Below are 13,385 nucleotides of genomic sequence, written 5' to 3' on the forward strand. Positions count from 1 at the left end.
TCGAGGAGCGTGCGCAAGGCACGCCGTGGTTGATTCGCGAGATCCGAATGCGGGGGCCCGGAGCCAGGCGGGGAACCGCGGCTTAGGTCAGCGCGACAAGCTCCAGCCCGCCAGGATCAACGCCGTCCCGCCCGATCGACCGCTAGCCGCTCGTCTGCTCGGCCGCCGGCGGCGCAAGGTTGCCGAGCACGGTCGGGATCAGCTCGGACACGGTCGGGTGGATCGGCACCGCCCAGCGCAGCACGTCGATCGGCTGGTCGGCGTTCATCATGTCGAGCACGCCGTGGATCGCCTCGTCGCCGCCGGTCCCAAGGATCGCAGCGCCTAGGATGCGCCGCGTTGCGGCATCGGCGACGATCTTGATCAAGCCCTTGGTCTCGCCTTTCTCGATCGCGCGGCCGACGCGCGTCATTGGGCGCGTCGCGACGAGGAGCGGGCGACCCGATTCGGCTGCCTGCGCCTGAGTCATCCCGACTCGGCCAAGCGGCGGATCGATATAGAGCGCGTAGCCCGGAATCCGCGCACTCACCTTGCGCGCTTCGCCGTCGAGCAGATTGGCGGCAACGATCTCGAAATCGTTGTAGGCGGTATGCGTGAAGGCGCCACGCCCGTTGCAGTCCCCGAGCGCCCAGATCCCCGGGACGTTGGTCTGCAGCCCGTCATCGACGGTGATGTAGCCCCGGTCGTCGGTCGCCACGCCCGCCGCGGCGAGCCCGAGATCGTCGGTATTGGGCCGCCGCCCGACCGCGAGCAAGACGTCGCTGCCGACCACCACCGGCGCACCGTCGTGACAGTCGACGCGCACCGCGACTCCCGCCGGATGCGGCGCAAAGCCAATGCACGTCGCGCCGGCGCGCACGGTGATACCCTCATCCTCGAGGATCTGGCGGATCGCATCGGAAATTTCGGGATCCTCGCGCGCGATCAACCGCTCGGCGCGCTCGACCACCGTCACCGCCGCACCGAAACGCCGATACATCTGCGCGAACTCGAGCCCGATATAACTGCCGCCGACGACGACGAGATGCTCGGGCACCCGCGTCAGCGCGACCATATCGGTATTGTCGAGGTGCGGAACGTCTCGCACGCCCGGCATGTCGGGGACGCTCGCCCGCGCCCCGACGTTGAGAAAGATGCGCGGTGCCGAAAGCGTCTCGCCATCGACCGTCAGCGTGTCGGGACCGGTGAGGCGGGCATGGCCGCGCAGAAGGGTCAGCCGCTCCATCTTCGCCAGCCAGCGCTCGTTGCCACCGCGCGCGTCGAGGATCACCTTGCGCGCGCGCGCCGCGACGACGGGCATGTCGATCGCGACCGGGCCGGCGCGGACGCCATAGTCGACGGCGCGGCGCACGCGCTGTGCGATCTCGGCGCTGGCGACGAGCGTCTTGGTCGGCATGCAGCCGGTGTTGACGCAGGTGCCGCCGATCAGCTTGCGCTCGATCAGCGCGACCGACAGGCCCGCCCCGGTCAGCCGCGCGGCGAGCGGCGGGCCTGCCTGCCCGGCGCCGACGACGATCGCATCGAACCGCCGTGTCACAGCGCGCCCGCCAGCCGGCGGAGTCGCGCGACGATCGACAGGACCAAGGCGGGAGCGATCATGCGGCAATCCCCTTCGTAAAAAGGAAGGCGCATCGTCCCATGCCACGCCGGCCGGGTCAAACGGGTCAACTTTCCTCGATCCGCCGCTCGCCCTCGGGCAGCAGCGCGAGCTCGCGCCAGTCGATCTCTTCCTGCAGCCGGTAATAGCTCTCGTCGCTCAGCCGGTGCGCGTCGCGCAACGCCTCGAGCTCGGCGCGTTCGGCGGCGACCGCAGCGAGCCCGGCATCGCGGTACCGCGCGCCGGCCGGGCTGTCCTGCAACGCATAGGCATAGCGGATATGCGCGGCTTCCTCGCCGTCGATCTGCGCGAGCGCGGCGGTCGCGGCCTGGGCCAGCTCGTCGCGCGCCTCGGCCACCTCCTGCTCGGGATCGTCGATCCGGTCGAGCCCGAGCCAGTGGATCAGCGGGCGCAGCGTCATGCCCTGCAGGATCAGGGTCGCCAGCACGACGGCGAAGGCGGTCAGCACCACGGTGTCGCGCTGCGGGAAGGTGGCCGGCAGCGCGAATGCGGTGGCTAGCGTGAGCAGGCCGCGCATCCCGCACCAGGCAACGAACACGCCCTGCCCGACGCTCGGCGGCGCGAGATCGCCGCGCACCGGCGCGAAGCGCGCCGCGAGCAGGTTCCACGTCATCACCAGCGCGATCCGCGAAACGATCACGGCGACGATCACCCATCCGGCGACGGCGAGCGAATCCCACAGATGCACCGTCGTCATACGCCCGACGATCAGCCGCGCCTGCATCCCCATCAGCAGGAAGGCGAGCACGTTGAGCAGGAACACCACGGTCGCCCACGCCGCGAAGCTGTGGACGCGCATCCGCGGCGAGCCGCCGTCGCCCGAGCGCGCCAGCGTCATCGCGCAGCCGACCACCGCGAGCACCGGCGACAGGTGGAGCCGCTCGGCGATGATCCACACCGCGAAGGCGTTGACGAACTGCAAGATATTGCCGCCGAGCGTCTCCGCGACGAAGCGCCCGAGCCAGCGCGTCACCAGCGCCGCGGCGATGCCGAAGACGAGCCCGCCCGGTGCGGCCAGCGCGAGCTGGAGCGCGACCCCAGTGCCGAAGCCGCCGCTCGCCTGCACCGCCAGCGCGGCGCCGAACAGCAACAGCGCGGTAGCATCGTTGAACAGGCTCTCGCCCTTCAGCACCGCGATCGTTCGTTTTGGCAGCGAGACGGTGCCGAGCACCGCGGTCGCCGCCGCTGCATCGGGCGGCGCGACGATCGCCCCGAGCGCGACCGCGGCGGCGAGCGGCAGCCCGACGAAGGCGACGCCGATCCACGTCACAGCCGCGGTCGTCACCAGAATCGCGCCGACCGCGAGGATCGCCAGCGGGCGCCACAGCTTTTGCGCTGCCCCCAGCGGAAAGTCGAAGGCGGCGTCGAGCAGGACGGGCGCGATGAACAGCGCGAGCGCGGTGCCGGGATCGATCGCGATCGTCGGCGCTCCCGGAATGAACGCGACGACCACGCCGCCGAGTGCGAGCATCGCGGGATAGGGCAACCGCAGCCGTCGCGACACTTGCAGCGAGGCTATCGCCGCGAAGAGGAGCGCCAGCAGGCTTTCGAGAAAGGTCACCGCGAATCAAACGCGGCACGCGCCGCATCGATCCGCGCAAGGTTGGTCGCCGCCCAGCTCCACACCCCGCAAAACGCTTCGCTCAAGCTTAAGCCGAGATCGGTCAGCCGATATTCGACCTTGGGCGGCACGACCGGATGGACGGTGCGGATCACCAGCCCGTCGCGCTCCATGTGGCGCAGCGTCTGCGTCAGCATCTTCTGGCTGATTCCTTCGGCCAGCGCGGCGACGCGCGAGAAGCGCAGTTCGCCATGTTCGGTCAGCACCTCGAGAACGATCATCGTCCATTTGTCGGCGACGCGCCCGATCACCTCGGTCACCAGCGCCTCGACGCGCGGATCGAGATTGTCGGGATAGGCGTGGGCTGCGGTGTGCGGATGCGGGGCGGTGGCCATGGTTTCCTCGGGGTTAGTACCGCACTTTTCGGTGCCTTCTTTCCGTTGGTACGTGTCGGCCGTAAAGCCCGGTCAACGCCAGCGAAACCCCGAGAGGCCCCTGCAATGAACATTTCCGGCAACACCATCCTGATCACCGGCGGCGGCTCAGGGATCGGTCACGCGCTCGCCGTCGCGCTGCAGGCGGAAGGGAACCGCGTGATCATCGCGGGGCGCCGCGCGAGCACGCTCGACGCAGCGGCGGCGGCCACTCCCGGACTCGAGACCGCCGTGCTCGATATTGCCGACGCCGCGGCAATCGCGCCTTTCGCCGCCGCTATCACCGCGCGCTTCCCCGATCTCAACGTCGTCATCAACAACGCCGGGATCATGATCGCCGAGGATCTGACCGCCGAACCGGTCGACCTGACGGACGCCGAGGCGACGATCGCGACCAACCTGCTCGGCCCGATCCGGCTGATCGCCGCATTGCTCCCGCACCTCAAGGCGCAGCCGGCGGCGACGATCATGACGGTGTCTTCGGGGCTGGCGTTCGTCCCGCTCACCGCGACACCGACCTATTCGGCGACCAAGGCGGCAATCCATTCCTACAGCCAGTCGCTGCGCCAGCAGTTGCGCGCCACCACGGTAGACGTGATCGAGATCGCCCCGCCCGCGGTCGCCACCGACCTGATGCCGGGGCACGCCGCTAACCCGCATTCGATGCCGCTCGACGCCTATATCGCCGAGACGATCGCCAACCTTAAGGCGCAGCCGCACGGTCCCGAAAATCTCGTCGAGCGCGTCGGTTTCCTGCGCCACGCCGAGCGCGACGGAAGCTACGCGGCCGTGTTCGCGCGGCTCAACGGCGGATAAGCGCGCTCAGCGCAGCAGCCCGGCCGAGCGCATCGCCCGCTCGATCGACTCGCGCACCTGCACCGACGGGGCCTTGCCCGACGGCGGCGGGGCATGCGCGGTGCGGGCGCGCCGATCGACCGCGACCAGCCCCCACGACGCGGCGATCGCCTGCGTGCTCGATAGCCCGACGTCGAGCATATACGGCCCGGCCTCGCCGAGCGCCGCCGCGCCGGTCGGGTCGATCGGCACGCCATGCCCCATCGCGGCGATGCTCCACTGCTCGACTGCGGCGCCCCCGGCGCGATCGCGCCAGACCTTGTGCTCCCAGCCGGTGCCGCGCTTGGTCTCGCTCGGGACGGCGGGAAGGCCGTGCACCGTGCGCCACTGGCCGACGAGCCGGTCGGCATTGGCGGCCACAACCGTCGTATCGCTGCCGCCCTGCCAGATCGAGACCGCAGGATAGGACCGCGTAGCGCCGGGTGCCGCGGCGCGGACGGCGTCGGCAGCCTCGGCGTCGGACGCCGCGCCATGCCCGCGCATCCGGTCGAGCGCCTGCGCGACTCCGCTCGCGCCGCCATAGGGCAGCCCGCCGATGATCGCTCCGGCGGCGAACAGCTCGGGATAGGTGGCGAGCATCACCGCGGTCATCGCCCCGCCCGCCGACAGGCCGGTGACGAAGATGCGGCGCGGGTCGAGACCGTGCCTGGCGACCAGCGCGGTCACCATCTGCGCGATCGACTCGGCCTCGCCGCCGTGGCGCGCGATGTCGCCCGGCTCGAACCAGCCGAAGCACAGATTGGCGTTGTTGGCGCGCCGCTGCTCGGGAAGCAGCAGCGCGAACCCCGCCGCGTCGGCGAGCGTCGACCAGCCGGTTCCGAGATCATAGTCGGCCGCCGTCTGCGTGCAGCCGTGGAGTGCGACGACCAGCGGTGCGCCGGGCGCGAGCTGCGGCGGGATGTAGACGTGCGCGGCGAGCGCCCCCGGATTGGCGCCGAAATCCTCAAACGGCGCGAGCCGGCTCGGGGTGGCGGACGCGAGGCCGATCGGGTGCTGGTACGCCGCCATTCGCGCGAGCGTGTCGGAAATGCTGCGCATGACAAACCTCGTATCTCAATGCTGCCCTTGCAGGCTGTAACGCTCAAGATAGGGATTATGCTGCAGCGCACAATAATCGCGTCGATCAGGCCGCCATATCTTGCGGCCGTCGCAGGTTAATCGCGTCATATTGCGCCAGCAACGCAGTGACTTCGGCGACAGTCGCTTCGAGTTCAGCGCGGCGGCGCGCAGTCGCGTCCTCGGTCGGCATACCGTCGCGACCGTCATGCACGGTGAAGCCATTGTCGATCAGCCAGATCGAATCCGCAGCGCGCGATCGCTCGCGGCGCAGATGCATCGCCCATTGTTCGATCAAGCCTGAGGGCACCAGCCGGTCGATCTCACCCATGCCGGCGTTCCTCCGGCCGGGCCGCAACCCTGGGGTGTGCAGTCATGCTCGTCACGTCGTGCCTCCTTGTCGCGTCGCCAGTCTTGCGCCGGATGCGATCTCAACGATCGTGTCGAGCAGAAGGTGGCAGCTGGCAAGCACAACTATTGGAAAAAGAACGCCGCTTCCTATCTCGACTCCAACAGATTGGAAGCGAGCATGGCAAACGGCTGGGCGCAGGACGGCGCGGTACAGGATCAGATCGACGATACCGTGGCGGATGCGGTGCTTGCGGCGCGCGCGCGGCTGCTGGCCGGCGAGGCGGCGCTCTATTGCGACGAATGCGGCGAGCCGATTCCCGAGGCGCGGCGCCAGGCGCTGCCCGGCGCGCGCACCTGCATCGGCTGCCAGGCCTCGCGCGACGCCAAGCAGCGCAGCGTCGGGATCAACCGTCGTGGCAGCAAGGACAGCCAGCTGCGATAGCGTCGGCAGGGCAAACGGCGTTTGCAGTCGGGCGCGAGAGTCCCGATAGGGGCTGGCAGCTGCCCTGGCGTCGAAAGAGACCATGACGATCCCACCCGCACCGGTCGCCGCCGTCGGCCACACCCCTTTCTATCGTCACCTCTATGTCCAGGTGCTGACCGCGATCGTGCTCGGCGCGCTGGTTGGGCATCTCTGGCCCGCCACCGGCGAGGCGCTGAAGCCGCTCGGCGACGGCTTCATCAAGCTGGTCAAGATGGTGATCGCGCCGGTGATCTTCCTGACACTCGTCAGCGGCATCGCGGGCATGCGCGAGCTGCGCACGGTCGGCCGCGTCGCCGCCAAGGCGTTCGGCTATTTCCTGTTCTTCTCGACGCTCGCTCTGATCCTCGGGCTGATCGTCGGCAACGTCATCCAGCCAGGCGCCGGGATGAACGTCGATCCCGCGACGCTCGATGCCGGCGCGGTCGCCGATTATGCGCATCAGGCGCACGAGACGACCGTCGTCGGCTTCCTGATGGCGATCATCCCCAACACGATGGTTTCGGCGCTGACCGAGGGGTCGATCCTGCAGACGCTGTTCGTCGCGATCCTGTTCGGCATCGCGCTGAGCCTGGTCGGCAAGCCCGCCGAACCGGTGCTCGACCTGATCGAGCGGCTCGGGCTGATCGTGTTCCGGCTGGTCGGCATCCTGATGCGCGCCGCGCCGATCGGCGCGTTCGGCGCGATCGCCTTCACCGTTGGCAAATATGGCGCGGGGACGCTGGTCAATCTCGGCGGTCTGGTCGCGACCTTCTATCTGACGTCGATCCTGTTCGTGCTGGTGATCCTCGGCACCGTCGCGCGGTTGCACGGTTTCTCGATCGTCCGGTTGATCGTCTATCTCAAGGCCGAGTTGCTGCTCGTGCTCGGCACCTCGTCGTCCGAGGCGGCGCTGCCCAACCTCATCACCAAGCTCGAGGCGGCGGGGTGCGATCGCGGCGTGGTCGGGCTGGTCGTGCCGACCGGCTATTCGTTCAACCTCGACGGCACCAACATCTACATGACGCTGGCGGCGTTGTTCATCGCGCAGGCGTGCGGCGTGCACCTCTCGATCGGCGACCAGTTGCTGCTCGTCGGCGTGGCGATGCTGAGTTCGAAGGGGGCAGCGGGCGTGACCGGCGCGGGCTTCATCACGCTCGCCGCGACGCTGTCGATCGTGCCGTCGGTGCCCGTCGCGGGGATGGCGCTGATCCTCGGGGTCGATCGCTTCATGAGCGAGTGCCGCAGCCTCACCAATTTCATCGGCAATGCGGTCGCCTCGATCGTCGTCGCGCGCTGGGAGGGCAAGCTCGACCACGCCACGCTCGACGCCACGCTGCGCAATGCCGGCAAGACCGCCGACGTGACGGCACGCTGAGGGATTCATGGCATTGTATCGTTCGCTTAAACTGCTCGCGGCAGCAGCGCTGGCCTTGGCCTCGGTCGCCCCGGCGCTGGCACAGCCGCGGCCGCGCACCATCCTGTTCATCGGCAACAGCTTCACGCAGGGCGCGCATTCGGCGCTGCGCAACTGGCGCGCGAACAGCGTGATCGACCTCAATCGCGACGGCTATGGCGGCGTCCCCGCGCTCTTCAAGTTTTTCACCGAGGAGGTCGGGCTCAACTACGCCGTCAGCCTCGAAACGCAGGGCGGCCAGACGCTCGGCTTCCATTATGACGAGCGGCGCCAGCTGTTCGAGCGCGCGTGGGACGTCGTCGTGTTGCAGGAATATAGCACGCTCGACCGCGAGCGCCCCGGCGACCCGCGCGGCTATGTCCGCGACGTGCCGCGGCTGGCGGCGCTGTTCCGCGGCTACAATCCCGCGGTACAGCTCGAGCTGATGGCGACCTGGTCGCGCGCCGACGAGACCTATCGCCCGCGCGGCCACTGGTACGGCAAGCCCGTCACCGCGATGGCGCTCGATCTGCGCGTCGCCGCCGATCGCGCGCGCGCGGCGACGCGTGGCCCGGTCGGCATCCTGCCGGTCGGCGAAGCGTGGAACCGCGCGATCGCGACCGGGGTGGCCGACGCCAACCCGTATGACGGCGTGCCGTTCGGCCGGCTCGATCTGTGGAGCTACGACCAGTATCACGCCAGCATCTACGGCTATTATCTCGAGGCGCTGATCGTGTTCGGGCGGATCACCGGAGTCGACCCGCTGACGCTCGGCAAGGACGAGCACGCCGCCGACGAACTGGGGCTATCCCCCGCGCAGGCGAGCGCACTGCAACGCGTCGCGCACGATCAGCTCGCCGCCGAGACGCGCCCGCGCCGCTAGGGTCAGGGGCGAACTTCTCCCTGATCCTCGCCGTTCCAGTAATGGACGCGGTGAGCATGGACCTTGATCAGCACCAGCCCGGGCGTGTCGACACCCTGTTCGAACCAGCGCTCGAGATCGGGGTTCCAGTGCGCCTCGAACACCGCCTTGTCGCGGATCAGTTCGGCCTCGCCTGCCGCTGCGATGAACAAGGGCGGCTTGCCGAGCAGGCTCGAATTGCCGTGGAGCGTCATGCCGACCTTGGGGTTGGCCGCGATCTCCTGCACCGTCAGCGTATCCTCGAGCGCGAAGAACCAGCTGTCGCCGTCATAATCGACATCGGCATTGTTGCTCATCGGCCGCGCCGCCAGCCCGCCATCGGAGGCGACCGTCGTCAGCATCGTGAAATCGATCTTGCGCATCGCTGCGGCCAGATCCTCAAGGCTCATCGTCACATCGCTCTCCTCTATCCTGTCTGATCCAATCGGCGGCAACGCGCGAAGTTCCGCACTAAGCCGTCATCCCTCGCCGGCGAGCATCTCGAGCAGCGCCTCGATCCGCCCCAGCTGCGCGCCGGCATCGTCGCTCGCCTCGCGCAACAGCAACCGATCGCCCTTCGCCTCGAGCCCGGCCGCGTCGGCGTCACCGTCGAAATCGGGGCGCGGGGTCAGCGCGATCGCCGCGGGTCCGGCATCGATCCGCGCGATCCGGGCCGCCCGCGCCAGCATCCGCAGCCGGGCGACCGCGAGCAGCGCCTGCGCCGCATCGGGCAATGCGCCGAAGCGATCCTGCAACTCGGCCTCGAACGCGTCGAGCGCGCGCATCTCGGTCAGCCGCGACAGCCGGCCATAAAGCGCGACGCGAACGTCGGCCTCGGGGATCCAATCCTCGGGCAGGCTCCCGGCGACGCCGAGATGGAGCTCGGGGGTCCAGCGCTCGACCGTCTCGCCGCGCGCGGTGCGCAGCGCGGCCTCGAGCAGATAATGGTACAGGTCGACGCCGATCAGCTTCATGTGCCCGGCCTGCGCATCGCCGAGCAGATCGCCCGCCCCGCGCATGTCGAGATCGCGCGCGCTGATCGCAAAGCCCGCGCCGAGCCGGTCGAGCGCTTCGAGCGTGCGCAGCCGCTTGAGCGTCGCCTCGGCGACCGGCGAGTCGGGATCGGTCAGCAGCAGGATCTGCCCACGCCGCCCGCCGCGCCCGACGCGCCCGCGCAACTGGTGAAGCTGCGACAGCCCGAAGCGGTCGGCGCGCCACACGATCATCGTATTGGCGCGCGGCACGTCGAGCCCCGCCTCGACGATGTTGGTGGCGAGCAACACGTCGCCATCGCCATTGGCGAAGCCGACCATCGCCGCGTCGATCTCCGCGGCGGGCATCTTGCCATGCGCCTGGCGCACGACGAGATCGGGCACCAGCTTGGCGAGCCGCTCGGCCATTGGCGCCATGTCCTCGATCCGCGACACGACGAGGAAGCTCTGCCCGCCGCGTTCGCGTTCGCGCAGCAAGGCGGTGCGGACGAGCACGGGATCGAAGGTGCCGACGCTGGTACGGATCGGCTGGCGCCGCGCCGGCGGCGTCGCGATCACCGAGACCTGTTGCAACCCGATCAGTGCGGTCTGCAACGTGCGCGGGATCGGCGTCGCGGTTAGCGTCAGCACATGCCCCTCGGCATTGAGCCCGCGCAGCTTGGCCTTGTCGGCGGCACCGAAGCGCTGCTCCTCGTCGATCACGACCAGGCCGAGATCCTTGTAGGCGACGTCCTTGGCGGCGACTGCGCCGGTGCCGATCACGATCGCGATCGACCCGTCGACGAGGCCGGCCTTGACCGCCTTCTTCTCGGCCGCGCTCGACAGCCGCGACAGGCCGGCGACCTGCAGCCCGCTGTCGGCGAAGCGCTTGCCGAACAGATCGAGATGCTGGCGCACCAGCACCGTCGTCGGCGCGGCGATCGCGACCTGCTTGCCGGCGAGCGCTACGAGTGCCGCCGCGCGCAACGCGACCTCGGTCTTGCCATAGCCGACGTCGCCGACGACGAGCCGGTCCATCGGCTTGCCCGCGGCGAGGTCGTCGCGCGACGCGGCGATCGCGCGCGCCTGGTCGGGCGTCTCGGTGAAGGCGAAGCCGGCGGCGAAGCGCTCATAGGCGGCGACGTCGGGATCGATCACGTCGGCGGTCTTGCGCGCCCGCTCGGCGGCGAGCGCGGTCAGCCCGCGCGCGCTCTCGGCGATCGCCGCGTCGATCGCGCCGCGCCGCTTCTCCCAGCTCGACCCGTCGAGCTTGTCGAGCGTCACCGCGTCCTGGTCGGCGCCGTAGCGCCAGATCCGGTCGGCATCGGCGACCGGCACCAGCCGACGCCCGCCGCCGGCATATTCCAGGACGATCGCGTCGCCCGCGCCCGCTTCGAGCCCGAGCGGTTCGATTCCGGCGACGATCCCGATCCCGAAATCCTCATGCACCACGACATCGCCGCAGCGGATGTCGCCCATGTCGCCGCGCAGTGCCGCCGCCGCATCGGAGGTCGCGGCGACCGCCTGGACCCGGCTGCCGAGCAGATCCGCCGCCGCGATGACGGTCAGCCCCGGCGCCTGCCAGCCATGCTCGGCCGGCATGGCGAGCATTACCGCGCTCCCCGCCGGCTGGCTTGCAACATCGGCCCAGCCGTCGATCGCGGTAAATGCGAGCCCCTGCGCCTTGGCCAGCCGCGGCGCGAGGAAGCGCAGGTCGCGCGCCGCACCAAGCAGAACGATCCGGTCGCGCTGCGCGATCGCCGCCTTGGCGATGCGCGCATAGGCCCGCGCGGGCGCCTTGCGCTCGACGAAGCGCGGCACGCTCTGCTCGTCGCCCGCCGCGACCGAGACGCGGGTGCGCGGCTTGATCGCCACATCCCAGGCCTTGGCATCGACGATCGGCAAGCCATCCTGCCCGCGCGCCTTGGCCGCCGCGCGCGCGAGCCCGACAAAGCGATCGCGCCGCACCGCCGCGCCCGGATCGACCGCGACCGCTGCATCGGGGAGATGCGCAAACAACGGCACCCAATCGTTGCCGATCTTGGGTTCGGTCACGCGTCCGATCTGAACATGGTCGATCGCCTCGGTGCCGAGCTGCGAGACGGGATCGTACAGCCGGATCGCGCCAATCGCGTCGTCGACGATCTCGATCCGCACCGGGCCGAGCGCATCGGCCGGGAAGAGATCGATGACATGCCCGCGCAACGCCATCTCGCCGGGCTCGTCCACCCGGTCGTCGGGCACATAGCCGATCTCGGCGAGCGTCGCGGCGAGCGCGGCCATGTCGATCGCATCGCCCTGCGTCAGCGTCGGTGGCGCTTCGTCGAACGCGGCCGGTGGCGGATAGGCCGATGCGGCGGCTTCCGCGGTGGTGATGAACGCCAGGCGGCTGCCCTCCTGCAGCGCGAGCCGCAGGCTGCGCAGCGCGGCGACGCGCCGCCCGACATTGGTCGGCGAGGCGGGCGCGGTGTCGCCGGGCAGCGCATCGCTCGACGGGCTGTGGATCACCGCGGCGGCCGGTGCGGCGCAGCGCAGCGCTTCCGCCACTGCGTCGGCGCGTTGTTCGTCGCTCGCGACGAAGAGCACGTCGCCCGTCTCGAGCGCTTCGGCGAGGCGGGTCGCGACGATGGCGGCCGCCGCATCTTCCTGCGCCACGGTCTTGGTGGCGGTCGCCGGACCAGCGTCAGCGAGCAGCATGGGGCGTCTCCAGGTGTGGAAGGTCGATCGGCCATTCGCCCTGGCGCAGCTCGGGGCGCTGCGCGAGCGCCGCGGCATCGAGGTCGCAGCGCGGGCCATCGGCCGAAAAATGCAGGTCTTCGGGCCGCAGCGCGCGCAGGCGCTCGCCCACCCCGGCGACCCCGCCTTCGCTCACCACGACATAAGCGAGCGTCGAGTCGGCGCAGCGCGTCATCGCATCGACCACGGTGCCGAGCGTCACCCCGCCCTTTCCGCGCAGCGGCGCACCGACGATCGACCCGACCGAGAACAGCGTCGGCACTTCCGCGCGCGCGCTATGGACGCTCGCCGCCTTGCTGCCATCGTCATAGCGCGCCTGCCGTCCGAGCCAGCGCCAGATTCCAAGCAAGTTGACTAAACTGAGGAAGCCATTGGTCCACAGCAGATTTTGCTGCCCGCTGCCGATCGCGACGATCGACCAGGCGACCGACCCGATCGCGAACACGACGAAGCCCCAGCCGGTCACCCGCGCGCCGAGATTTGCCGCAGTCATCAGCGCCGCGATCATCGTCGCGGCAGGGCCGATCCAGCCGGCAAGGTCGCTCACGGTCATGATCGCTCGGTCATCGTGGGGGCATGCCTCTCTGCGTATCGAGAGCGCCCAACGGTCGGACTTGCAGATTCGCTCCAGGAAAAACGTCAGCCCACCGGCGACTTAACACCGATCAAGTTGCCAGCCTTTCCAGCGTCTTGCGCACGACCCACGGGAACAGGATCACCCGTCCATATGTTCCGTATCACAGCGTCTTACGGCCGCGTTTCCGACGATGGCCAGGGAGACCCGATGCTATACCGGAGGTGCCTCCACATGATTGACCCACACGATATCGACCGCGGCGACGACGAGACCTCGACCCCGGGCGGCCTTCCCCAGGAGGATGTCGAGGACCGGCCCGAGATCACACCGGTGACGCCCGAAGATTATCCCGAGGTCGATCGCGCCAAGGGCTGAGGGCCGGCGAGCCGGAGTATGCGCGGCGCGCGGCGCGGCGCCTGCAACGTGTCGCGCGCGTGCCAGAAAAGCGTCGCCGCCGCGACCCGCAGCA

The 13,385-nt window shown here is 69.6% G+C and carries 13 protein-coding genes; 5 read left to right on the plus strand and 8 right to left on the minus strand.

Annotation, left to right across the window (positions count from 1 at the left end; translation table 11 throughout):
- Positions 1-142 precede the first annotated feature (142 nt).
- The 3 genes from U1872_RS09170 to U1872_RS09180 form a co-directional block, all read right to left on the minus strand.
- On the minus strand, positions 143-1,537 hold the full coding sequence (locus U1872_RS09170; protein WP_332792571.1) for an FAD-containing oxidoreductase: 1,395 nt from the start codon (positions 1,535-1,537) through the stop codon (positions 143-145).
- A 127-nt stretch (positions 1,538-1,664) separates the two neighbouring features.
- Positions 1,665-3,179, minus strand: coding sequence for a cation:proton antiporter (locus U1872_RS09175; RefSeq protein WP_332792572.1), 1,515 nt, complete (start codon positions 3,177-3,179; stop codon positions 1,665-1,667).
- Entirely contained in the window at positions 3,176-3,574 is a 399-nt protein-coding gene (locus U1872_RS09180) for a winged helix-turn-helix transcriptional regulator (protein WP_332792573.1), read from the minus strand. The genes U1872_RS09175 and U1872_RS09180 overlap by 4 nt, the downstream gene beginning before the upstream one ends.
- Positions 3,575-3,679: 105 nt before the next feature.
- On the opposite strand from U1872_RS09180, the gene U1872_RS09185 reads away from it, so the two are divergent.
- The gene (locus U1872_RS09185) at positions 3,680-4,429 is read left to right on the plus strand and encodes an SDR family oxidoreductase (protein WP_332792574.1); all 750 of its coding nucleotides are present in this window, start codon (positions 3,680-3,682) and stop codon (positions 4,427-4,429) included.
- A gap of 6 nt (positions 4,430-4,435) precedes the next feature.
- Here U1872_RS09185 and U1872_RS09190 read toward each other — a convergent pair whose 3' ends face one another.
- Complete coding sequence (locus tag U1872_RS09190) at positions 4,436-5,506, minus strand: extracellular catalytic domain type 1 short-chain-length polyhydroxyalkanoate depolymerase (RefSeq protein WP_332792575.1); 1,071 nt, start codon at positions 5,504-5,506, stop codon at positions 4,436-4,438.
- A gap of 85 nt (positions 5,507-5,591) precedes the next feature.
- Entirely contained in the window at positions 5,592-5,855 is a 264-nt protein-coding gene (locus tag U1872_RS09195) for a hypothetical protein (protein WP_332792576.1), read from the minus strand.
- A 198-nt stretch (positions 5,856-6,053) separates the two neighbouring features.
- Between U1872_RS09195 and U1872_RS09200 the strand changes: the two genes are divergently transcribed.
- From U1872_RS09200 to U1872_RS09210, 3 genes are all read left to right on the plus strand, one after another.
- Positions 6,054-6,317, plus strand: a complete 264-nt coding sequence (locus U1872_RS09200; RefSeq protein ID WP_332792577.1) for a DksA/TraR family C4-type zinc finger protein — start codon at positions 6,054-6,056, stop codon at positions 6,315-6,317.
- Positions 6,318-6,399: 82 nt separating this feature from the next.
- A complete protein-coding gene (locus U1872_RS09205; RefSeq protein ID WP_332792578.1) occupies positions 6,400-7,713 on the plus strand; it encodes a dicarboxylate/amino acid:cation symporter in 1,314 nt (437 codons plus the stop codon).
- Positions 7,714-7,720: 7 nt separating this feature from the next.
- Positions 7,721-8,614, plus strand: coding sequence for a DUF4886 domain-containing protein (locus U1872_RS09210; protein ID WP_332792579.1), 894 nt, complete (start codon positions 7,721-7,723; stop codon positions 8,612-8,614).
- A 2-nt stretch (positions 8,615-8,616) separates the two neighbouring features.
- Here the strand turns inward: U1872_RS09210 and U1872_RS09215 are convergent, their stop codons facing one another.
- The 3 genes from U1872_RS09215 to U1872_RS09225 form a co-directional block, all read right to left on the minus strand.
- Positions 8,617-9,042, minus strand: coding sequence for a pyridoxamine 5'-phosphate oxidase family protein (locus tag U1872_RS09215; RefSeq protein ID WP_332792788.1), 426 nt, complete (start codon positions 9,040-9,042; stop codon positions 8,617-8,619).
- A 69-nt stretch (positions 9,043-9,111) separates the two neighbouring features.
- Positions 9,112-12,300 carry a TRCF domain-containing protein gene (locus U1872_RS09220; protein WP_332792580.1) on the minus strand — a complete coding sequence of 1,063 codons (3,189 nt, stop codon included), beginning with the start codon at positions 12,298-12,300 and terminating at the stop codon, positions 9,112-9,114.
- Positions 12,287-12,892, minus strand: coding sequence for a PRC-barrel domain containing protein (locus U1872_RS09225; RefSeq protein ID WP_332792581.1), 606 nt, complete (start codon positions 12,890-12,892; stop codon positions 12,287-12,289). The genes U1872_RS09220 and U1872_RS09225 overlap by 14 nt, the downstream gene beginning before the upstream one ends.
- 255 nt (positions 12,893-13,147) lie before the next feature.
- Between U1872_RS09225 and U1872_RS09230 the strand changes: the two genes are divergently transcribed.
- Positions 13,148-13,291, plus strand: a complete 144-nt coding sequence (locus tag U1872_RS09230) for a hypothetical protein (protein WP_332792582.1) — start codon at positions 13,148-13,150, stop codon at positions 13,289-13,291.
- The last annotated feature ends 94 nt before the right edge of the window (positions 13,292-13,385 follow it).

The organism is Parasphingomonas frigoris (assembly GCF_036663815.1).
Classification (GTDB): Bacteria; Pseudomonadota; Alphaproteobacteria; order Sphingomonadales; family Sphingomonadaceae; genus Sphingomonas.